We start from the raw sequence: 23,657 nt of genomic DNA on the forward strand, positions 1-23,657 counted from the left end.
CATCGCTGTACCACGTGTAGTTTTACTTCCACAGAAATAGAACTTCTTTTAGACATTAGAAAAACTCCCATCATTAGTAGTAGTAGTTTTTGTTTTTTCTACTGTCTACTATGATGGGAGCATATCAGAAGGAGATTTGCAGGCTATATTTCATATTGTTTTATTTTGTTTTAAACTTAGCAACACTATCTAACAGTTGTTGTACCATTTCACTCAACGAAGTCGCTGCTGATGCAATTTCTTCCATGGAAGCTAATTGCTCTTCGGCGGCAGATGCTACATTTTGTGAATTAGCAGAGGACTCTTGTGCTATTGCCGCAAGCTGTTCTACTGTTGCTCGCACTTGCTCAGCACCTGCATTCATCTCTTCAGAAGATGCAGATACTTCTTCAATTTGTTCATCCACTTTCATCATTTGTGCAGTTACATGATCGAACAATTCAGCACTTGCTACAATATCTTTTTCACTTTCTTCTACTTCAACTGAACTTTGTACCATTTTTTCTGATGCTGCAGCTACACTGGATTGTACCTTTGTAATAAGACCAGCAATTTGCTCTGTTGCTTTTAACGTTTGATCCGCCAATTTACGGATTTCTACTGCTACTACCGCAAACCCTCGCCCATGTTCTCCTGCTCGAGCTGCTTCAATATTGGCATTAAGTGCCAGCAAATTAGTCTGACTGCTTATTCCGGATATAACGCCAACAATACTGCCAATTTGCTGTGAGTATTGCACTAGTTCATTAACTGACTGCTCCACTTCACTTACCGTTGAACGCATCGCATGAATTTTATCTTCCGTTTGATGTAAACGAATATTTCCTTGCTCTGCTTGGTCTCGCACTTCATGTACGAATGTGGCAACAATTGATTGCGACTCACTAATTCTACCGATCCCGATCGACATTTCTTCCATCGCTTTCGCTGTTTCCACCGCATGCTGACTCTGTTCGTTCGAGCCACTCGCTACTTCTTCAATCGAATGAGCGATCAGTTCTGACGCTTTGGTCGTTTGCTCACTACTTGCACTTAGCTCTTCCGCTGTAGCTCCAACAGACAATGCAAGCTCCGTCACCATAAAAAACATCTTTCTCAATTCTGCTGTCATCTTGTTAAAGTGAATCGCTAATTGTCCGAATTCATCTTTACTATCTACGGCAACTTGTTCCGTTAAGTCACCTTGCGCAATTATTTGCATACTATTCATTAACTTTCTTAATGGACGAATAATCATACGACGGATAAGAATTAATAATACTAGACCCAACGTAATCATCGCCACTATACCTATAACAAAAGCGATTATTCTATTCTTTGTATAAGTTTCTAAAATAGTTTTTTCCGGAATAATCGTTTCAACAAATAGTGGATCGCCGTCTTCTGTTATATAAAGTGGCATCATCAGAACTAGGGAACGTTCATTATGTACATCTGTTGTAAATTCGTACGCTGTTTTTCCTTCTAAGCCAGCTTTAATCAACTTCGCGGTTTGGTCATTACTTGCATACGGCTGCAACAACAACTCTGGCTGAACAGGGTTGGCAATATACTTGGCATTAGCTGACAATACTGTAACATAGCCACCGAGCGGTTTTTGGGCTGCTGCTGATGCTTGTAAAAAATCGAGAGAAAAGTCAAAACCAACCATACCTAAAAATAGACCTTTATCATTTAAAATTGGCACGACCAAAGATGTCATTGCCACTTGTTTCCCATTTATCGGATAAATATATGGTTCAATTAATGTTGTTTTTTTCGTTTCTTTTGGCAATTGATAAAATGCACCATCTGTGTCACTATCATAATTTTCGACTGCCTTTAACTCTATTTCACCATCACTCCGAAAAGCATATGGTGTAAATCGTCCAGTACTATCAGTATATACGTTACGATTAACATGATCTTTATCTAATCCATCAAAGCTATTCGGTTCCCAAATCGTATAAACACCTAAAACATCCGGATTTTGTTCCAATACGTTCACCAGCAATCCTGTAACATCAGCACGTGAAAGCTGCTTATCCATTCTCGTATTTTTCAATAATAAAGCAAGTGTTTCTAATTGTTCGTTATATCCCTTAAGCTTTGAACCAAAATCATCAGCAAAAACTTGGGCCGCACGTTGCCCTTCCACAATTCCCTTGTCCGTACTAACATTTTTTAACTGTCCTAAATTAACAAAAATAATAACAGTAAACACCGCCAAAAGTAGTAGTGCTAAAGTAGTAGTTATTTTGAATGCTAGCGAGTGAACCGTTTTTCTATTCATTTTATGACCTCCGTGTTTGATATAAGACATATATCGACAACGATACTACAATTGTTTAGATCAATAATATAACTTATATGTAAATTAAGTACTTTATTTTTTTAAAAAAATAACTTTCCATATATAGTACTTAAGTTCTATACATGGAAAGTTTTATTTTTTTAGCTATTAAAATTTAAACTTAGACAATTTTCCCACAAGTTCCTGCACCATATCAGCTAAGGAAGAAGAAGCAGATGCTACTTCTTGCATAGATGCAAGTTGTTCTTCCGAAGCAGATGCTACTTGCTGCGAATTTCCTGAGGTTGTCAGAGCAATTAGTTTTAATTCTTTGACTGCATGCTGTACTTGCTCAGCTCCAGCAATTAATTGTTCTGCTGAAGCAGATACTTCATTAATTTGTTCATCCACTTGATACATTCGTTCTGTTATTTGGTTAAATAACTGTGCTGTTTCCATAATAGAACTTTCTTCACGTTTTACTTTTTGTGAGCCTTTGTGCATTTTAACAACTACTTGATTCGTATCAAGCTGGACCAATTTAATCAGTTCTGTTATATCTTCTGTCGCTTTCAATGTTTGTTCCGCTAATTTACGTACTTCGTTAGCAACTACAGCAAAGCCACGACCATGTTCGCCTGCTCTTGCTGCTTCAATATTAGCATTCAATGCTAACAAGTTTGTTTGACTACTTATTTGTGAGATGACACTAACGATTCCACCAATTTGTTCGGATCTCTGTTGTAATTGCAATATTTGTTCTTCTGCTTCATCTACCGTTTGACGGACGTCAACCATATTATCGGCTGTGTTTTGTATCGTATGATTGGTCGTTTCTGTTCCCTTTCGTACGTCTTGAACAAGAGAGCTTACCAATGAAGATGATTCAGCTATACGACCTATACCTATAGTCATCTCCTGCACCGATTTTGATGTTTCCATCATATAGCTGCTTTGCTGTTCTGCTCCAGTTGCCACTTCTTCGATAGAACCTACGATTAATTCAGTCGCTTTTGATGTTTGATCGGCACTAGCTGTTAGCTGCTGTGAGGTAGCCCCTACTGACAACGATAGTTCAGCCACTAATTGAAACATTGTTCGAAGCTCGTTAGTCATATAATTATAATAGGTTGCAAGCTTACCTAGTTCATCACTACTGTTGACTGGTAATTGCTGCGTCAAGTCACCAGCAGCCATTTTCTCCATACTATTTGCTATTTTTTGAATTTTTTTTGATACTAATGAACGTAATAATATAGATATAATAATAGCTAGTAGCAGCATCGCTCCAATTCCAATCATTATGGAAGTGTCTCTACTAGCATAAAACGACTTAAGAATGCTGGACTCCGAAATTACTGTATTAATAAATACAACGGCATCGCTATCTTTTATGCGAAGTGGTAAAAATAAACTTAACGACTTTTCACCATAACCATTATTAACATAAGCTTGCGATGCATCATCTTTGGATAACGATGCAAAAAAAGCAGCTTTCTCATCGTCGTTGACATAATGTTGCATCACTCGTTCCGGTTGTACAGGATTAGCAATATACAATCCTTGTTCAGACACAACGGCTACATATTGATTGTCTAAATTAAAGCGTTCCGTCATATCTCGCATAACATCAAGTGAAATATCAATTCCTACTACACCAACAAACCGATTATTTTCTAATACTGGCACAATGATTGAAGTGATCAAGACATCCGAATTTCCCACAGTAACAGCATGCGGTTCCAACAGCATCGTTTTCTTATTTAGTTTTATTTCATTATAAAATGTATCCTTCTCTACATGTTTTTTCATTACATCTACTTTAATCTGATCATTATCCCGTACCACATACGGCAAAAATCGACCAGTGGCATCATGATATACATTTTTATTGCGATATGATGTGTCATTATTATCGTAACCATTAGGTTCCATTATAATATATAAAGATAACATTTCCGGGTTTGCGATTAGAATATTTTCTAATAGTCCAACCATATCTTCTCTAGAAAGCAAACTATCTTTGTCCGTATCACTTAACAGTAATCCAATCGCTTCTAATTCTTGTTTGTAACCATTCAATTGATCGCTGAATTGTGAAACGAATCGTTGCGAAGAATAACGTGCTTCTGCTTCTCCTTGTTTAATACTTGTTTTTTTCAATTCATCCAAATTTAACAAGGTTAGCATCAAAAAAACGGCTAAAATCATTGGTACAATTACAAGCAGCATTTTTATCGTTAATGAAATGCCTTTCCACTTTTTCATATTAATCCCCCACTACATTTGATATTAATTATATCGACTACCTGTAGCAAGAATTAAGATTATTTTTGTAAAATAGGCATTAAATGGTTTTACATCTCGACAATCCTTTCCTAACTGTCATGACTATTATATTTCTGTCTCTAATTTGCTCAATAACTGAATGACAATGTCGGATTGTTCTTGTAGTTTTTCTAAGGTTTGTTCTGCTGCAACGATATTGTCTTGTTGGTAATATTCAATTGCTAGCTTCGCATATTGATGTACGAGTTGATGTGGCTGCTCTACCTGTATATAAGCCGGATTGCTAGTAATAGCTTGCGGCAGATCACTATAGTACCAATTTCCCAATCGACAATTTTCATAATTAGCTGCTTTTTCTTCATCAAGCGTTGTTAAACCGAGTAACATATTATACACACGCCATCTCCATAGCAAATGATCGGTTTTGGCAATTTTAATAATATCTTTTTCTTTCATTTGCACGTTAATTTGCAAAAACGACAATCGTTGTTCGTCTAACTGCTCACTTAATTGATAAATATGACGAGCCGTTTCCATTGCAATAGCTTGTGTCTGACTACTTGACTCATGTATCGTTGCATTGCGATTCGCAATCTCCGCCACCGACGACGCTTGTTCTTCTGTCATAGCTGCAATTTGCGTAGTAGATTGATTCATCATCTGCATCGCATTAGCTATTGTTTCCGATGCTTCACCAGCGTCTTTCGACTTTTCGATTCCAGTATGTAATAATTGCTCCGTTTGTACCATATGATCGTTCATTTGCTTTGCAGCTTTTTTTAGCGATTCCATATTTTCACGGATGTGCCCAATTTGCGTATGCGTATGCTCCGATAACTTGCGAACTTCCGTAGCTACTACAGCAAATCCTCTACCTTCTTCCCCTGCTCTAGCCGCTTCAATACTAGCATTAAGCGCCAATAAGTGCGTTTGATCCGCTACTCCTTGGATAACAGCAACTATTTGTTCTGTTTGAGCAATTTGCCGATTGACATCTGCTACCTGAGCCAACACGTCCGTATATACTACACCAACTTGTTCAATGTTTTGCAATGCTTCTGATGCAGCTTGTTGGCTAACATTAGCCGACTGAACGGCATCACTAGCCGCATCGGCTACTTTAATGGCATGATCAGCCACCTCTTGAATCGAAGCGCTCATTTGCTCCGCTGCGGTCGTTACATTCAAGCTCTCATCTAACTGTTGTTCCATCGCTTGAATTAACTGTTTTGTTGTGTCTAGCTGCGTCATCGTATCAACCGTATCAGCAACACGAAACATAAACGATTTTAACGTTTCTTCCATATACACTTCGACAATAATTTTTTGATCAAATGCAGCTAATTTTTGAACAGCAAGTACCATTTCCATCATTTTCGCTGGTTGATGTGAAATTTGTGCCATTAAAAGCGTTGTCATTGCTTGCAGCAATAAATGATGAGCAGCAATAAAACGATCTGCTGTCAAAAAAATGCGACTATGAGCCAACCCAATATCTATTCTTGTTTGAATATATTGTTCATCAATATCAGCAGCTAAAAACTGTTCCAAATAACGTTCCATCGTTTTTTTTAAACGATCTATTGTAGAATGCTGCTTAATAATTTTTTGCAAATGTGGAATATCCGTAATCGCCTTATAAAAATGATCAATCAATTCTGCCCGATGTGGTTGTAGTACATTTGCCGCTTCTCGTACGTTTACTAATAACTGTTGATCGATTCCTAAAAACTGTAGCGACAACTCCACTCGTTCTGCCAAGCCCACAATATCAGTAGCTGCTTCTTTCTCTCGATATCGTTGCCAACTATTTAGCTTTCTCCCAAATAAGTTCATCATACTGTTCCTCTCCCCATGAAACTAACTTTGACTCCCAAATTACTTCATAGCTTAAAGTCATCTACTTCTTATATTAGTGAGTAATGATACAGCAAGCAATGGGTAATGTGCTTTTAATCATTTATACATGTGACATTGAAGTATTTAAAGCATCTACCATAAAATATACAACAAATATACAAAAAAACCCTCTTTTTATCTATCATGGAAATTAAGATACTATGCAAACGTTATAACATGATGCGATAGGAGAATGTTTGTACGATAATTCGTATAAACAGACTTGGATTGACCGGTCAAGCGGAAGCTTTGTATGATATATCGTATAAACGGGCTTGGGCAGACGCATGAGGTGGGAAGTTTTGTACGATAATTCGTATAATCGGGCATAGGGAGTGGTAGGAGGAGAACTCTTTGTATGATATTTCGTATAAAAATCCGTAACAGTACATTAATGGTTGACTAGCTGACTAGTTAATTCACGATACTATCATTGATCTGATCAGCCGCACTTACTCCCATCACTACCCTTATAGCTGTCGTATCCCATTCGCTCAGTCGCAAATTCCACACACTTTTAGGTCTAAAACACAAAAAAAACGGACACAGTAACTGTGATCCGTCTTCTAACTATTGATTGCTATCAATCCATCTTAATTATTCAACAATAAACTAATCTATTAGATAAGTATGCGTTTAAAAGTTTTGCCATGAGTACAATGAATTTTTTTCAAAATATAAATATTGACGTGTGCTATAGACCCATTGTTCATAATTACCATATTCGTTTACTCTTTCTGGTGCTCCCCAAGCTAATACCGCTTGTTCTTTCGTCATACCTTTCATGACAGCTCTTTTGTAAATGGATGACCAGAATTTTTTAGAAACTTTGTAAGTTTTATGAGGATCATCTAAAAAGAAACTATCTGCTATATAATAATCTACAACCTTATCAGTACGCAAAGGAATACGCTGATTTACTGTACTACCGTCTGCACGTTTAAATTTGATTGTCATCCCTGTGTTACTATCACTATTAAGCACGATGCTTGCTATTTTCAGTTTTTCAATATTTTTAATTGATGAGTTTGCTAACACAGCAGAATTACGATATGCCCATACTGTTTTACCTACATAAGCTTGCAATTCTTTATATTCTTTTTCCGAAATCATCGGTTGGTATGAATAATTGTAGTCTTCAATCAACTTGCCATTTTTCAATAAATAAGTAGCACTCTCTGTGTTATATTGATTCGAAGTAATACCAACAATCCAGCCGTAATCATACGATTTGCTAGAACCATAGAAGTACATTTTCTTTCCAAAGTTTTCTTTTAAAATTTTATCTTTGGATTGCGCGATGCCGCTAACCATCACATCGGTCTTTTGCTTACCCTCTGGAGTTGTCCACAACAAGACTGAACCAGAGTTAGTTAATGTTTTAACACCCAAATCCGTTATTTTACTAAGATCACTTATCGCAACATACGCATATGCGCCGATTTTTTCCAACTGTATTGGTTTTTTCACATTAAAAATTTCTGCTTTATCCTTCTCGATAACGATAAGATCTTTCGTACCTGTCAGAACCGTTTTACCGTCAACTACTTGAACATCTATGTTTGACAGTTTAGAAATAATTTTTAGAGGCAAATAATTTTTGGAGCCGATTTTTAAAGCTTTAACTGGGCTAACTACATAATTTCCATCAATAAACACACCGATTTCTTCTGTTTTTACTTCTTTGGCTGCTTTCGCTGGCGCTGCTGCAACACTTCCTAACGGCAGACATAATAGTAAAATGACTAGCCATAGTAACGATTTTTTCATATGAATTCCTCCACACCAGTATTTCCCATCATAATACCATGGTAACTTGTCCTAGTCTATACTAGACTAGTCAATTATTTGAACAAAATGGTAGAATTCATGTCGTTACTCCAGATAATCCAACAGGCACCATATATAAGCCGATCTCGGGGTCTTTTCTGACGATAACGTCCACGCCATATATATATTTCACGGTTTCAGCATTGATCACTTGTTCTGGCTCACCAGCAACGACTACTTGACCATTTTTCATCGCTATAACACAGTCACTATACTTCACCGCTTGGTTCATATCGTGCAAAACCATGACGACAGTTAACTGATATTGTTTATTTAAAGATTTAACTAGCTCTAAAATTTCATACTGATAAAATAAATCCAAATAGGTGGTCGGTTCATCCAAAAACAAATAAGGAGTACTTTGCGCCAGCGCAACAGCGATCCATACCCGTTGTTTTTCCCCACCAGATAATGCAGCGATACGCTTCTTTCGCTTCTCTATCAAATTCGTCCGGACTAAAGCTTCTTCCACCGCCTCATGATCGGCAGACGTTTCATTCGTCAAAAATTGCTTATATGGAATCCGTCCGTAGCTAACAAGCTTCTCTACTGTCAAATCTGCGGGAGCAGCGTTGTGTTGATGAACAACAGCTAGTTGCTGCGCCAATTGCTTCGGTTTAAACTGCTGTAGCGATTTTCCTTCCAACACTATCTGTCCACTATTTGGTATGGCATGGCGAGACATCACATCAAGTAACGTTGATTTCCCACTACCATTAGGTCCAATAATCGTCGTTATTTTTCCTTTTTCCACCGTCGCATTAATCTGCTGTAACGTTTTGCTTTTGCTAGAATACGAGAAACTAACATTTTCAATGTTCATCAATTTGCTCACTTCTTCTCAATAAAAGTATTAAAAATGGTCCACCAATAACCGCCATCATGACCGAGGCAGGAATTTCATGTGGGGCAATCACCGTTCTACCTATCGTATCGGCTAATAAAATTAATAATGCTCCAGCCAATGCCGAAAATGGAATTAAAACGCGATGATCCGACCCAACGAGCGATCTACCAATATGAGGAATAAGTAATCCGACAAATGTAAACATACCTGCTACCGCTGTCGCTATCGATGCTAGTAATACAGCTATAATAGATACCGTCCAGCGTAATAGATTAACATTTAGCCCCAAGCTTTTGGCTGTCTTTTGTTCTAGCTGCAAATAATTACACCACTTAAATACGATAAACGCTAGCAGTAAACCAATCGAGCCGAAGATGACAATACTTTCTACGTCCGACCATTTTTTCATTTGTAACGATGAAGTTACAGAGGAGCTAATCGAAGTAACTAAAGCATTATTTGTTGCCCCTAACATTTGACTAAGCCCAGAAAATAAAGCATTGATCGCAATCCCGATTAAAATCATCCGGAGTGGTTGAATACCCGATTTCCATGATAGTATATAGACGAGAAAAAAGGCAATCATCCCGCCAATAAACGAAAACAAAGGCGTATAAAAAAACAATGTCGGAAACAACATCGCTGCAATAATCGAAACAAAACTAGCTCCCGCAGAAACACCGATGATACCCGGCTCTGCTAACGGGTTACGCATCACTGCTTGAAATAATACGCCAGACACAGATAGACATGCACCAGCAAATATGGCAATCAGCATTCGTGGAAAACGTAAATCTCGCACAATCGCCATTTGATCGCTCGGCTCTCCAAATATCCCTTGGACAAATTCCGTCAATGAAACCTGTAAGCTCCCCGTCATACCTGCATAAATAGTTACGATAATAAGCATTACACTAACACTAATAAAACTGATCGCTTGTTTATTCATATATGCAAAACGTCCTTCTACCGAATAATCTACTTAAGGATATAACATCTCCACTAGTTCATCTAGCGCATCTATCGCAGCCAAATTACCTGTCGTCCCAAATAATGTTTCTTCCAAATCATATACCCGTCCCTGTTGTACCGCACTAAAATGCTTCCATATATCGTTGGCACGAAATTCTTCATCGAACATTTTCACTACTTCGTCTGGCATTCCATGAGCAGCTCGTAATATAATATCGGGATTAGATTGTTGCAAATATTCTGTATTAGATGCCAAAAACTCAATAGTTTCGCCACTAATAACATTGGTTCCACCTGCTCGTTTCACCAAATCACCAATATAAGAGTGCTCCGTACCGACCAAATAACTACCCGGTATACCGAGCAATATTAACACTTTTGGCGAAGGCTTATCCGCTACTTGCTGCTGTATCTGGACTAGTTTTTCCTCAAATGATTGGACAATAGCATCCGCTTGCTTCGTTCGGTCATGCTTCACTCCTAGTTTACTTATTTCTTTTAGCATGGAAGCCACACTCGTAAAGTTTAAATAAGTAGTTTCAATCCCGCGTTCCGCAAACAATTCTTTCAGATCATATTCTAAGGTCGTCACCGATAAAATTTCAGTTGGTTTTAGCGACAATAAGAGTTCCATATCCGGTCCCATAGGGTTTCCTACTTCTAGTGCATTCTCATAACGATTCGGCAACTCCTTGTAGCTGGATGGAATACCAACCAAATCAATTTCCAACGCATCCATAATTTCAGTTATGGCAACGGTCGTTGCGACGATGCGCTTGTCCCCTGTTGGTGCTTCAGCGCCAGATGGAGCTGTCTGCTGATCTTCATTGGTTCTATTGCTTGGCTTGTTAGATTGTTCGCCGCTTGCACCGCACCCCGTAATCAATAGTAAACAAAATACGATCCATACTATCGTTAGTTTTTTCATCGTCTTACACTACGCTCCTTATGTCCGGCGTTTTTTCATATATAGTATACTTCCAGCAGCAGCTAATAGAACGACAACCACGACAATCCAAATCCAAGTAGTAGACTTGGTAGACTTGCCACCTTCTACTTCTGTTTCTCCCATAGCGGCGGCCTCTAAAGCAGCTTCATTCGTTACTTCCTCTGCATTAGTCTCTGTACTGTTTGTTACATCAGCAACTTGGTCCGTTGCTTCAGATGTGTTTGTAGTAGTGGAATCATCCGTCGTTGCTGCTGCATCTCCACCATTCCCCTCTTCTTGCAAAGTTGACGAGGTTTGATCTGATTGATCTGATACTGCGTCAGGCGCTGCCGTTCCCATAGCTACATTTCCAGTTTCACCCGCTGCTGGTGTTGATGCTGTAGACTCACTTACTACTGACTTGCTATCTGTTGTTGCTTTGGACGATTCATTCGCTACTGACTTGCTATCTGTCGTTGCTTTGGACGATTCACTTGCTACTGGCTTACTATCAGTTGTTCCTTTAGACGATTCACTTGTTGCTGACTTGCTACCTGCTGCTTTGCTCGATTCCGTTGCTGGTTTATTTGCCGAGCTAGTTGTTGATGTTGATTTTGGCTGGTTACTATTTTTACTAATCGATGCTTCTTTCGAAGGTGTAGTTGTTTGTTCTTTCGGCTTTTGTTCCGCTTTTTCTTGCTTTTCCTTCAACTTACTCGCATCAAATTTGAATTGAATATCATACTTGTTGTCATACTCAAAACCGGGAATACCCGTTACGATAATATGTATTTTTGCTTGTTTCAATTGCTCTATATCATCTAGTGAAAAAGAGACTACACGAGAGTCATTGTCTTTGTTTTCGCTTACTACTTTCACATCAGCAAAACTACCTGATGATGATTTCACTTTAAACTCTCTCCACCACGTACTATTTTTTAACGTCACATTGGCGGTTACTTTACCTTCAACTACTTTTACTTGCGCTGATAGATTCATATATTCACTCGTTGCTGACTCTTCATTCGTACCGTCTTTTAACACTTGAAAGGGAACGGTATATTGCCCATCTTCATATTGCTTTGCAGCAAATACAGTAGACTGACCTCCTGACAAACTTAAAGCAATTGTAACTAATGCCACTAATAAAATAAACTTATTACGTTTAAACATATGCTATTCTCCTTACAATCGAATATGCCAACACCGGCAACATGAAATTCATGTGCCGGTGCTGATCATTTCTATTTATTTAATTGCTTCTACTAGAAGATAAATCATTTTTGCAGCTTGTGCACGATCAGCTGTATCTTGTGGTGCAAAATATGTTTTGCCAGCAACTTCTGTTCCGTTAACTAATTCTAATTGAACAGCAATCTGTACATTTTTCTGAGCGTAACTAGCAATGTCTGCTTGATCCGCAAAGTCTAGTTCTTTCACTTCTACTTCTACTAATTTTTTATCAGCATATTCTAGTGCACGCACTAACATTGTAACCATATCTTGACGATTGATTTTGCTATTTGGATTGAATTTCCCTTTGTCACCTGCTACAATACCTGCTTTATTAGCAGCTTCAACTTCTGCAACTGCCCAGTCCATCTTTTCCGTTACATCTGCAAATGTACCTTTGTAAGCTTCTGTCGGCAAGTCCAGCGCACGAGCTAATAGTACTGTAAATTGTGCTCTAGTAATAGAATCACTTGGTCCAAATGTCGTGTCTGACGTTCCTTTAATCATTCCTCGCTCTGCAAGCGAAGTAATATATTGTTTTGCCCATGACTTTTCGATATCTTGGAAGTTCACTTCGTTCGCTTCTTCTGTCGTTGCTTTTTTAGCACTAGCTACATCAAAAGAAAGACGAATGTTATGATTTCCTGTGTAATTTTGTGCTGCTACAAAAATTTGTACTTTCGCATTTACGATAGCTGACAAATCTTCTACTTCAAAGGAAATATCTCTCGTATTAGCTGCTTCATCTACACTAACAACTTTGCTATCTACTAGCTCTTTCCCTTGCTCTACTTGAAACTGTTTAATTTGCTCATTATCTGTAAGTGAAACTACAACCGTATGTTTTCCCTCTTTAACCGTTAACTTTGCAGGAGTTTTCATGTATCTGCCCATGGAAGAATCTTTTTCTTCTTTTTCATGCAAAGCTTTAAAATTAATCGTATACTCTCCGTCTGTTAAAGCAGTTGTTTCTGGTTTAGTCGCTTCTTCTTTATCTTTGTTTGTTTCTTTATTTTCTTCTGATGTGTTCGATCCTGATCCGGCATTACTATCTCTACCAAACTTCAAACGAATGTCATAGCTTTTATCGTACTCGCCAAGACCAGGTACACCCGTTACTACGATATGGATTTTGGCATTCAATGGTTGCATATAATCAGCAACTGCAAATTTTACTACTCGTGTATCTTTTTTCGTATCTTCGCTTACAACTTCAACTGCTTTAAAGTTTTTATCAGCAAAAGTTCCCGGTTGTACCGTTTGTGTTTCGAATGATTTCCACCATGCACTATTTTTCAATGTTGCTACAACGAAAGTACCTTTTTCCTCTACCACTAGTTTTGCAGCTGTTTCAATATATTGTGCTGTCGCTGAAGTTTCATCCTTTTTGTCTTGTAGCACTTCAATTGTAATATCATACTCACCTGCTGGTATTTTGTAACCTGCTGCTTGTGCTTGGACAACTGGCAAGGCGATAAACAACGTCAATAACATAGTAATCATGTACTTTAATTTACGATTCATTACATTCTCTCCTCTTAATATATAATTAAATAACAATTATTGCTTTCTATTACGTCTAGCAACGATCCAAACAATAGCCGCTAGAACAACCAAGGCAACGATGACATAAACAACAGTAGATGAAAAGCTAGAACTAGCTTTACTCGCATTATCAGAAGCAAATGATGACGGTGTGAGGTCAGCAGTTTCCACACTTTGCGGATCAAACTTAAATCGAACCGTATATTTGTGGTCGTAGCTTAATTCCGGTATTTGAACGTGCATTTTCATAAAGACAGGTTCACTCAAATCCTCCGGCACAAAAAAAGCTACTTTTCGTGAATCGCTTTCAACGTCTTCTGCGATTACTGCTACATCCTCTACCGAATCCCCATCTACTAATTGTAATGAAGTAACCCACTTGCTATTTTTGATGTCAATTTCAACATGTTGCTTTCCTGCTTGCAAAAAAAGAGCTGCCTTTTTCAAAAAATAATCATTAGCAATCGATACAGAATCATTATCCGCTTGCAACACAACGTAATCAATATAGTACGAACCGTCTGCTAACAAAGACTCTGCTTTTACTTGTGGCGCTATTACTAATGAGACAGACAATAGTGTAAAGCAGATAAGTAGCATAACAACCGCTTTATACTTCTTTCTATATGTATTAACCTCTATTCTTCTTCACCCCTCATTGAGAATGATTCTTGATTACGAAGTATATCATAATCTATTCTAACTAACTTTTGTCAGTATGTTATGATCCTTCACAAAAGTTTCACATAATACGACAAATTTCCGCTTATTATGTGAAAATTATCATTGGACACTTGATTTTAACGTGAAAATAGCCCTATATGCTCCTATATTTGCACATAAAGCTATTCCTTATTGCGTTACTATTGCTTTTCGTTTATTTACAATTGATTCGTCGTTATTACGGTATGTAACAACTGATCAAGTGCTGGATTATAGCCAATACGACCTTCGTAAGCAATCGTACTGTATACTATTTCACCTGCTCCACATGTTTGTTTTCCGATAACTGGTAGCTTACGCTTGTTCCCTAATCCCGATTGAAAGCTCCAATTTTTCGCATAACCAAACACAAGAGGCTCTATCTGCTCCAAATTAACGTACGTATTAGCAATGTAATCTATTTGGTCGTTGGCACCATTATATAGATAGGACAGATCATTCGTTGCAAATTGCTGAAAAGCTGGTCGACTTCGATCTATTGCTACGAATTGTACACGACCTAATTTTCCAACGCCAATCGGCTCACCTGCTACTGTATATGACAATTTCCCTAGCTGATCACTTAGTAAAATGATACGTCCTCCAGCTGTAGCGTAAGCTTGTAGTGCTTGTTCATAAGCTGCAAAACGTTCGCTATCCGATACTACAATTGTTCCAGCGCTCGCTATGTTAGTTTGCTCATTATAGGCTACAGCGTCCAATGCTAATTCACGACAGAGTAATGCTGCTTGTTCACCCAAATACATAATACTCCGCTCTGTGCGTAGAGATGATGGTGCAGCTTGTTCTATCCGAGGAAATACTTCTATCGTCATTCTCTCTTGATTTAGCAATGTCCCATCTTCATGAACTACACTCGCATCGACAAATATAAGCTCTCGCTGCTCTACTATCGGTAATTGCACTGGCACTGTACTAATGTAGTCTGGACGAACGGCATGAATCACTTCCACTCTTTGCTCATAGGAAGCTAATTCTTTATGCTCTGTGCGAACGGTCACTCGTACAGTCACTTTATGCCACTCCACTGCTCGGTCGTTTAATATCCAAGCTTCAACTGGAAGTTTTTCTCCCCCATATGCTGTAAAACGATCGCTACGCAAATGAATGCGAACTGGCTCTAACGAACGCTGATAGGCAAAATAGGCTGGCTTAGGCACCCGATCGACATCAACGACAGCTTTCATCCACCCGGAAGGCCAAGCATCGATTAATAGATGAAGGGCAGTCATGACGACAAGATCAGAACGTCTGCGGAAGGCATCAGTCATCCACTGCGTAGCTAACGCTTGATGTTGCTGACTAGCAGTAATCCAATCATAAATGTTCGTTTGTTCTTCATACCAATCGCCATGCATGCCGTGCGTTTGCGCAGCTTGAATTTTATCAGGTAACCAGTCGGCTTCAACTGTAGCAGGTAACCATTCCGGCGGATAGTACTTCATCATTACTTCGTAATTATCCAAGCCTTCTGCTCCATATTCCCCGCAGCCTGCTTTCCATCCCGCACTAAAAGGTGGCAAATGACCTTTATGCAGCTCACCAATCGGCACGCCATGATTCGTATACCACATCGTATACGTATGGAAATCAGGCATCCCTTCCTTCGTCGGCGGCTCATAATCGCCCTCTACATTTTTCACTACTCGATCTGGATTTTCGATAAAAATAGCTTGTCTAGCTGCTACAAAAAACGCCTCAAGTTCGACTCGCTCTAAGTGGCGATGGCTTTTGAAGCGACGTTTGCTTGGCTTATCTGCTGCCGTTGGTTCGTTAATAAAACTGACCATGATCGTTGATGGATAACTTCTCACTAATCGTTCCATCTCCGCTGCTTGGCGAACAGCCTCTGCAAACTGATTGCGACGCAAAAAACCGAATAGCGGTAAATCCGTTTGATTCATCATTCCCAGTCGATCCAAATATTCATATATTTCGGGCTGTACCGGACGCTGTGTTAACCGAATATAATTCATATTGCACAGTTTGGCGATCAAAATATCATCGATTAACTGCTCATAATCGTTGCGCATAACACAAAGCTGCAAATGCCCCATTTCATTCGCACCACGCAATATAATCGGTTGGTTGTTTAAGTACAACGTTCCCTTTGGAGTTGCTGTTTCATCCATATGAAAACTGCGAATACCGAACTGGCGATCTTGCACATCTAGCAATTGCTGTTCCATATAAATATGGGATCGAGCTACATAAAGATACGGCGTGTCCGGCTCCCACTTTCGATATTCCTCTAGTGGCATGCGGTAGCGATAATAGTTAACCCCTGGTCCGGCATACTCTACTGAAAAAGTGAGTCCTGTATACGATTGCCCCATGAAATTACGTGGATAAATGGCTAATTCAATCGTCAAATTTTTCATGAGCTGATCGCGTGTATTCATCACATCGAGCCATACTTCTACCGCATCTTGCTCTAGTAGTGGTCGTACAAACATATCTTGCACATGCAGCTCCGACCGTTCTTCTATATAAACAGCTTGATAAATTCCGCCACCTGGCGGGCAATGATGCCAGCCTTCTATCGGATCATCCCATCCCATTCCAGTAGCTGCATATAACTTATCTCCATCGAGATTACTACCATTGACACCGAGCGTTGGATAATCGTTATCCACTTGTACAACGAGCGTATTGTTCGATTGCACGATGTCTGTAATATCAAATGAAAATGGAGCAAAAAAACCTTCATGCGAGCCGACACATTTATCGTTAACGTAAACAGTTGCTTTATAATCGACACCTTTGAATATAAGAAATATTCGTTTGCCCGGTGCTACCGTTCCATAAGTAAAAGATGTTCGGTAGTACGCTGTCCATTTGCCCGCTTCTTTCGTTGGACCCCGAAAGTCAGGAACCGTCAGTTGTTCCCATTCGCCCTCACCTAATAGCACATTAGAAAAACGATTATCTTCCTTCTGGTGATAGCGGAATTGAAACTGTTGCAATGGTTGTTGCTTACGTTGCATCTCATGCGGTAATACATGATTAGCTAAAAAAGGTTTATATTTCACTCGCAGTTCAGCGAGTTGTTCGTTAAAACGTTGTAAATCCTCCGCATAGCTCGGAGCAGCTGCAACTGGTGCAGAACTAGTTGACGGTAACATATATGTTGTTGTCATCGGCACCGGAGTAGCAGCTACTAGTTCGTAGTTTGCCGATTGTACCCCTTCTCGAGCGATAGCAGCGAATTGATCGTTACTAGTAGACGACATATTCTCATTCCTCCTAGACACTTATTCCTACATTATAGAATAAGGAGAATAGATTCACTTCAGCTATATTGCTCAAAGGTTACACTTTTTTGCTTAAACTACTCATTTTCATCTTGTTGCAAAGTTATCATATAAGTGGTCGAGCTATTTCCTTCGAATGACACCATATGCTGACCAGTTACTGGATCTGCTTGCGTAGTTGTGTACGCTACTTGCTTCCCAGATGCATCAACTATTTGTACAGGATGCTGATACTTTACCGATATTACGCCAGCTTGATCTGGTGTAATGGTAGCTTCGAGCAGCTTGCCTGCTTGCCACGCTACATCACATGTATATCCTCCTCTAGCACGCAGCCCTGTCACACGACCATTGCACCAATTGCTAGGCAAAGCAGGCAATAGCTCAATGAACGGTTGGTGCGATTGCAGCAGCAATTCAATGATGCCAGCAACAACTCCGAAATTTCCATCGATTTGGAATGGAGGGTGAGCGACTAAAAAGTTCGTATACAAACCACCACGTAAAAAGTCCATCTCCCCATCATCTTCTGTTAACACTAGCAAGTTACGTAATAGTTGAGTAGCACGATCGCCGTCTTTTAATCTCGCCCATAGTGCGACTTTCCACGCCAGTGACCAACCTGTACCACCGTCTCCACGTATGTTCAATGTTGTACGAGCAGCCTCATATAATTCCGGCGCTGTTTCTTCTCCCCAAGCATAGCCTGGATATATATCATACAAATGGGAGACGTGACGATGATGCTCGTCTTCGTCGCCATAATCCTCAAGCCATTCTTGTATGTTGCCACGAGTACCTATTTTAGGTAGAGGCAGCTTAGGCAGTACATGCTTAATTTGTGCCAGTTGTTCATTCTCTTCAAGCTGTAATATTTCTGCCGCTTGCAAACAATGGCTAAACAATTCTCTAATGACACTCATATCCATCGTAGTAGCAATGCTTAGTGCTGGTTCTCTTCCATCTGCAAGCTTAAAGCGGTGCTCTGGAGAAGTCGATGGACTAGTGACGTACGCTCCATCTTCTGCTTCATACATATAATCCAAACAAAATTGCGCAGCAGCGAGCATAACAGGGTAAGCAGTATCGCGCAAATATTCCGTATTTTGGTTAAAGCGATAATGTTCCCATAGATGCGCACATAACCAAACGCCACCCATCGGCCAATTCGCCCAGAGCGGATTACCGTGTCCATAATCTCCCGGTGGCGCTGTTTGTCGCCATATATCGGTATTATGGTGAGCTGTCCAGCCACGACTTCCATAATTGATAGCCGCTGTTTCGCTACCAGTTTGTGCTAACTCAGTAATAAACGCTAGTAGCGGTTCATGACACTCTGCTAGATTAGCTGTTTCTGCTAGCCAATAGTTCATTTCGGCATTAATATTTAACGTATAATTACAGCTCCAGATCGGTCTAGCATCACTATTCCAAATTCCTTGCAAATTGGCTGGCTGCGTCCCAGGTCGCGAAGACGAAATAAGTAAATAACGCCCATATTGAAATAGTAGTGGAATGAGCGAGCTATCTCGGATTCCCCATTCGGTCAACCTTTTATCCGTCGATAGCGTTTCTTCTATCTGTGGCATATCGTTTGTTGCTATGTCAAAACTTACCCGCTTATATAGCGCTTGATAGTCACCCACATGTCGCTGGTATAGTTGATCGTACGTCTTTGTAGCTACTAGATTCATTCGATCTGTTAACTGCTTACTAATAACTGTTGCTGGTGTATTTGGCAGTTGATCAAAACCGGCAAACCCTGTTTCCGCATCAACAATAATAATAATCTCCTGCGCATTATCTATGTGAACACCATTATTAGAAACTGTTACTTTCGCTAATTCATCCGTTCTCCATTCTAGACGACTTTCAAAACGCATGGCATTCGTCGTCGCTTCATCACCGTAACGAATCGGGTGAGCGGTATTATAATAGTTGGGCATTACTTCTTCTGGACAATAACCTTGTACCCGATAATAATCGTCTCCCCAGCTAGAGGTAGAACGAAGTGGACTATCCAACCACATTCTTATGTTCAACCCACCCGGCTTACTACTAGTCAGACGATAGATTAAAGCTTGATCAGGAGCAGAAGCTATTAATTCCCGCTTATACTCTACATCACCGATGCTGTAACTAACTGTCGCCGTTGCATTATCCAAGTTGAGTGTACGACAATATTGTTTTGTAAAATGACCGTGATAGAAACGAATGTGCAAGTCTCCCAATGGCATATAGGATTGCGTATAAGGACCCATCATCGCTTGTTTACTTAATGCCTCGGCTGCTTCATATTCTCCTGCTGCTATATGCTCTCTAACTTGTGGCAATACTTCTAGCGCCTGTGGATTATTCCAGTCTCGTGGAAAGCCAGACCATAGCGTATCTTCATTAAGTGCAATTCGTTCCAGATCATTTCCTCCGAATACCATCCCACCCAAACGACCATTCCCGACAGGTAATGCTTCCGTCCATATTCTCGCTGGCTTATGATAGCGCAAATTCATTATTTCACCTCGTTATATTGATTTGATTGTATTGTTTATTGTTGTTTCTCTGTCAAATTGTACTCTGCAAGTATCGTACTTATTTTAACCGGTTGTCCGCCCAACTGAACACTTCTCGTCATCGCTTCCATAATAGCTAATGTATGAATCGCTTCGTTCGCATCTGGAAGTGGATCACGTGCCGCATCCAAACAATCAGCAAAATATTCGATATAGTTTTGGTACTCACCCGCATGATGACTAGTACCGCCAAAGCGGAAATAATAATCTTGTTTTTCTTCAAAACTAGTAGTCTGTGCTGGCTGTCCCGTAAATTTCGTATGATATAGCAAATTAGAATATTCTGCTCTACTCGTCCCTTTTGATCCGCGCAACACACATGCTATCGATGGCTCTACTGCAAGATCAAGCGTTGGTAACGTATAATCTCCACTTATTTGTGCTATTTGTCCTTGTTCATTACGCATTAAAAATCGGAGTGAATCCCAAACTTCCAGATTATGCTCTAAGGAATTTTCACTGGTGCGAGCAAATCCCATTACTTCTGTTACATCAGGCAAATACCATTTAACCAAATCAACAGCATGAATCATAAAGTTATACATCCAACTAAAGCCAGCTTGTTTACTCCATCCTTTTTCCAAAAACCAACGACCGTCCGTAATATATTGCGTTTCTACAACAGCTAATTCACCATGGTTACCCGCTTCAAAATCACGACGCTGATGTAACATCGGTTCAAAAAAACGAGAACTTTGTCCAATAAATAATTTGCGATCCGTCTGTGCCATTAACGCTAACAATTCAGAAGCTTGTTCTAACGAATGAAGAACTGGCTTCGTACAAATAACATGCTTTCCAGCTAAAACCGCTTGTTTAATATGGGTAAAATGTAATTGATCCGGTGTATAAATAGCAATGACGTCAATGTTTTCATTGGCTAACATCGCTTCATAAGAAGTCGTCCAATTATTAAAAGAGAATTCTTGTTCACGCTCACGGCATAGCTGCTCGTTCAAATCGCATACTTGTACAAGCTCCCACTGTTTACTTTGTAACGCAGCCGACATAATACTACGACCTTCCCCTAATCCGACAACACCCATCCGATATTGCTGACTCATCATCGCTCTCTCCCCAAACTAAATTTTAGTATAACATTACTTCAAGTATAGTAAATATTCAACTAAAATACCTGCAATCTGTTCCTTTAAAGTTGTCATTTTGTCCGTTTAGCCTTATGATAGGAACAAAATAACAGGTTTGGCATGTAGTTTGTTTAGATAAACCAATGTCATAACTGTTATGCTGTAAGCCATTTTATGAAGGAGGCTGTTTATAGTTGAAAACATTTGTACCAGCTTTTGGCGTACAAGGCTCTGTGATGGGTTGGGATGATCCATGGGGCAAACATTTGTCAGACGTAACGATGCGCACTGGAACAGGTAGAATTGTCCCTTCGCAAGATACGCCACCCGATGCTTCTACCTTTATGGAAGCGATTAAACGACTTGGTTACGCCTTTTATGTTCATCATTTGTTTCCCGGTGGAGAAGATCTAGCACCATTACTACAAGATGCAACTCAATTTGATATCGACGTTGTACTTGGTAATGAATACGGTAACATTAACGGTCCTTGGATCGCAGGAACCAATCGTTACGATATACCGACAGACTTTATAAAACAAGCGCTGCAATCTGGAAAATTGGCTGGGCTACTGTATGACGAGCCAGAACATTTGCAAATTAACGCCGCCCAATATCGCAAAGATAGCTGGTCACCACACTTTGGTAATATTGAAGCAATATCTATGGAAGCAGCTCAGCAGCAGTATGTAACCGCTATCGAGCAACAAGTAGCTGCCATTCATCAGGCTACTGCTCCTGCCGAACTTCCCGTTATAGCAGAGCATGTATTTCCAACAATGTTTCACGCCCACGCGAGAGCTGGTATGACACTTGCTCCCAAAATGATGAAGGAATCATTCCAATCATTGCAATTAAGTACAGCGCTTGGCGCAGCCAAACAATACAAAAGACAACTATGGATTTGTTCTGACTTATGGGGACCAGATGTTGGTAATTGGTTTATTCGCACTTCCGGATTTCCTGGGCACTCACCAGCAGAATTCGCTGCTGCTTTGCAGCTTGGTTATCACTTCGCACCCGACCGCTTGTTTGTAGAAAACATTGACGGCATATTACAGCATAAAAATGGACAGTTCCATAACACCGAATTCGGTGATATTTGGGAACAATTCCGTTATGAATATGTACCACAGCATCCACTCGCTTATCATCATTCGGATGCTACAGCAGATATTGTACTCATTCATTCCGACGACAGTAACTATGGACAAAATGAACGACCATTTGGAATACGAGAGCTAGACATGCCTACAAGTAGCAATAGCATATTTGCTGCTTGGCATCTGATCAGCCATGAGCAAATTCCTGCACACGGTAGTTGTTTGCATATTCCTGGCTACAAGTTTCCACGCCATGCATTGCAAAAAGGCACCGTCCAGTATCCGCTAGAGCAAGGAGTTAGTACCGACATATACGGAGAAGGAATTCATCCGTTATTCCAAGCGGCTAACAACGTACTTGTATTTGATGGCTACGTGTCAAAGGATATTATCGGTCAACCAAAACTGATTATTCTAGCTGGCAGTTATATTTCCAGCACAACACTACAAGCCGTTCGTCAATTAGCAGAAGCCGGCTGCACCGTTATCGCTTGCAAGCATTTATTGCCAGTAGAGCTACAACAAGAAAAACAGTTTGCTAGTGGCGGTTTATGGTTACCTGTCGAGCAACTTCTTAGCGAGCAAGCTCGGGCAGCTGCCGCACCACATCTAGGCAAAGCTGACCAATGGAAACAACGTTTTGGCAATTATGAATTACTCATTACACCACAAGATCAACAAGGTTTTGCCGTAAATATCGAAACGATCAATCTGTAACTCTTGCACACCTAAATATATATAATATAGCTCCTACGTTGTATATAAAATATAAGTAAGAGCCTGCGCCGTTAAAATTTAACGAACAGGCTCTTACTTATACTCGTATTTTTACTTATATTTATACTTACTCTTATCCTTACCTTTACCCTTACTTACTAGATTAACATGTGTTCATTAACTCATTAGTACTTAACCATTTCATTCGACAAAACAACAACGTCCCCCTCTTAGATTTGCCCCTTTGCAAGCGTATCCCATTCGCTCAGCATTCCTGTAGAGCGTTAAATTTAGACTTTGTAATTAATGAAGCATCCCTATAGGATAGAGATAGGCCGGACCAAGGCACTATTCTATCTTAGGAGATGCTCTACTATGAAGTTTAAA

General features: G+C 39.7%; 14 protein-coding genes. 1 reads left to right on the forward strand and 13 read right to left on the reverse strand.

Going from position 1 to position 23,657, the window contains the following annotated elements; all coding sequences use genetic code 11:
• Positions 1-160: 160 nt before the first annotated feature.
• From ACFSTH_RS11830 to ACFSTH_RS11890, 13 genes are all read right to left on the reverse strand, one after another.
• The gene (locus tag ACFSTH_RS11830) at positions 161-2,272 is read right to left on the reverse strand and encodes a methyl-accepting chemotaxis protein (RefSeq protein WP_377774868.1); all 2,112 of its coding nucleotides are present in this window, start codon (positions 2,270-2,272) and stop codon (positions 161-163) included.
• 168 nt (positions 2,273-2,440) lie between these two features.
• Positions 2,441-4,540, reverse strand: coding sequence for a methyl-accepting chemotaxis protein (locus tag ACFSTH_RS11835; RefSeq protein WP_377774867.1), 2,100 nt, complete (start codon positions 4,538-4,540; stop codon positions 2,441-2,443).
• Positions 4,541-4,666: 126 nt separating this feature from the next.
• A complete protein-coding gene (locus ACFSTH_RS11840) occupies positions 4,667-6,400 on the reverse strand; it encodes a methyl-accepting chemotaxis protein (RefSeq protein WP_377774866.1) in 1,734 nt (577 codons plus the stop codon).
• A 696-nt stretch (positions 6,401-7,096) separates the two neighbouring features.
• Positions 7,097-8,230 carry a hypothetical protein gene (locus ACFSTH_RS11845; protein ID WP_377774865.1) on the reverse strand — a complete coding sequence of 378 codons (1,134 nt, stop codon included), beginning with the start codon at positions 8,228-8,230 and terminating at the stop codon, positions 7,097-7,099.
• A gap of 97 nt (positions 8,231-8,327) precedes the next feature.
• On the reverse strand, positions 8,328-9,113 hold the full coding sequence (locus tag ACFSTH_RS11850; RefSeq protein ID WP_377774869.1) for an ABC transporter ATP-binding protein: 786 nt from the start codon (positions 9,111-9,113) through the stop codon (positions 8,328-8,330).
• Positions 9,103-10,086: a FecCD family ABC transporter permease gene (locus tag ACFSTH_RS11855; RefSeq protein WP_377774864.1), complete on the reverse strand. Its 984-nt coding sequence runs from the start codon at positions 10,084-10,086 to the stop codon at positions 9,103-9,105. The genes ACFSTH_RS11850 and ACFSTH_RS11855 overlap by 11 nt, the downstream gene beginning before the upstream one ends.
• A gap of 33 nt (positions 10,087-10,119) precedes the next feature.
• Positions 10,120-11,037: a heme ABC transporter substrate-binding protein IsdE gene (gene isdE / locus ACFSTH_RS11860; protein ID WP_377774863.1), complete on the reverse strand. Its 918-nt coding sequence runs from the start codon at positions 11,035-11,037 to the stop codon at positions 10,120-10,122.
• Between the two features lie 18 nt (positions 11,038-11,055).
• Positions 11,056-12,210 carry an NEAT domain-containing protein gene (locus ACFSTH_RS11865; protein WP_377774862.1) on the reverse strand — a complete coding sequence of 385 codons (1,155 nt, stop codon included), beginning with the start codon at positions 12,208-12,210 and terminating at the stop codon, positions 11,056-11,058.
• A gap of 75 nt (positions 12,211-12,285) precedes the next feature.
• Complete coding sequence (locus ACFSTH_RS11870) at positions 12,286-13,794, reverse strand: NEAT domain-containing protein (protein ID WP_377774861.1); 1,509 nt, start codon at positions 13,792-13,794, stop codon at positions 12,286-12,288.
• Between the two features lie 36 nt (positions 13,795-13,830).
• A complete protein-coding gene (locus ACFSTH_RS11875; protein ID WP_377774860.1) occupies positions 13,831-14,415 on the reverse strand; it encodes an NEAT domain-containing protein in 585 nt (194 codons plus the stop codon).
• Between the two features lie 281 nt (positions 14,416-14,696).
• Positions 14,697-17,771 (reverse strand): glycosyl hydrolase 2 galactose-binding domain-containing protein, encoded by a 3,075-nt coding sequence (locus ACFSTH_RS11880; protein WP_377774859.1) that lies wholly within the window; start codon positions 17,769-17,771, stop codon positions 14,697-14,699.
• 98 nt (positions 17,772-17,869) lie between these two features.
• A complete protein-coding gene (locus tag ACFSTH_RS11885) occupies positions 17,870-20,302 on the reverse strand; it encodes a glycoside hydrolase family 95 protein (RefSeq protein ID WP_377774858.1) in 2,433 nt (810 codons plus the stop codon).
• A 35-nt stretch (positions 20,303-20,337) separates the two neighbouring features.
• Entirely contained in the window at positions 20,338-21,429 is a 1,092-nt protein-coding gene (locus ACFSTH_RS11890; protein ID WP_377774857.1) for a Gfo/Idh/MocA family protein, read from the reverse strand.
• A 215-nt stretch (positions 21,430-21,644) separates the two neighbouring features.
• On the opposite strand from ACFSTH_RS11890, the gene ACFSTH_RS11895 reads away from it, so the two are divergent.
• A complete protein-coding gene (locus tag ACFSTH_RS11895) occupies positions 21,645-23,270 on the forward strand; it encodes a hypothetical protein (protein WP_377774856.1) in 1,626 nt (541 codons plus the stop codon).
• The last annotated feature ends 387 nt before the right edge of the window (positions 23,271-23,657 follow it).

Origin of the sequence: Paenibacillus yanchengensis (assembly GCF_042684845.1) — a bacterium.
GTDB classification, from domain to species: domain Bacteria; phylum Bacillota; class Bacilli; order Paenibacillales; family Paenibacillaceae; genus Pristimantibacillus; species Pristimantibacillus yanchengensis.

Excerpts from the sequence above, each read along its gene's own strand:
- ACFSTH_RS11830 (WP_377774868.1), bottom strand. The coding sequence starts at position 2,272 with ATGAATAGAAAAACGGTTCACTCGCTAGCATTCAAAATAACTACTACT.
- ACFSTH_RS11835 (WP_377774867.1), bottom strand. The coding sequence starts at position 4,540 with ATGAAAAAGTGGAAAGGCATTTCATTAACGATAAAAATGCTGCTTGTA.
- ACFSTH_RS11840 (WP_377774866.1), bottom strand. The coding sequence starts at position 6,400 with ATGATGAACTTATTTGGGAGAAAGCTAAATAGTTGGCAACGATATCGA.
- ACFSTH_RS11845 (WP_377774865.1), bottom strand. The coding sequence starts at position 8,230 with ATGAAAAAATCGTTACTATGGCTAGTCATTTTACTATTATGTCTGCCG.
- ACFSTH_RS11850 (WP_377774869.1), bottom strand. The coding sequence starts at position 9,113 with ATGAACATTGAAAATGTTAGTTTCTCGTATTCTAGCAAAAGCAAAACG.
- ACFSTH_RS11855 (WP_377774864.1), bottom strand. The coding sequence starts at position 10,086 with ATGAATAAACAAGCGATCAGTTTTATTAGTGTTAGTGTAATGCTTATT.
- isdE (WP_377774863.1), bottom strand. The coding sequence starts at position 11,037 with ATGAAAAAACTAACGATAGTATGGATCGTATTTTGTTTACTATTGATT.
- ACFSTH_RS11865 (WP_377774862.1), bottom strand. The coding sequence starts at position 12,210 with ATGTTTAAACGTAATAAGTTTATTTTATTAGTGGCATTAGTTACAATT.
- ACFSTH_RS11870 (WP_377774861.1), bottom strand. The coding sequence starts at position 13,794 with ATGAATCGTAAATTAAAGTACATGATTACTATGTTATTGACGTTGTTT.
- ACFSTH_RS11875 (WP_377774860.1), bottom strand. The coding sequence starts at position 14,415 with ATGCTACTTATCTGCTTTACACTATTGTCTGTCTCATTAGTAATAGCG.
- ACFSTH_RS11880 (WP_377774859.1), bottom strand. The coding sequence starts at position 17,771 with ATGTCGTCTACTAGTAACGATCAATTCGCTGCTATCGCTCGAGAAGGG.
- ACFSTH_RS11885 (WP_377774858.1), bottom strand. The coding sequence starts at position 20,302 with ATGAATTTGCGCTATCATAAGCCAGCGAGAATATGGACGGAAGCATTA.
- ACFSTH_RS11890 (WP_377774857.1), bottom strand. The coding sequence starts at position 21,429 with ATGATGAGTCAGCAATATCGGATGGGTGTTGTCGGATTAGGGGAAGGT.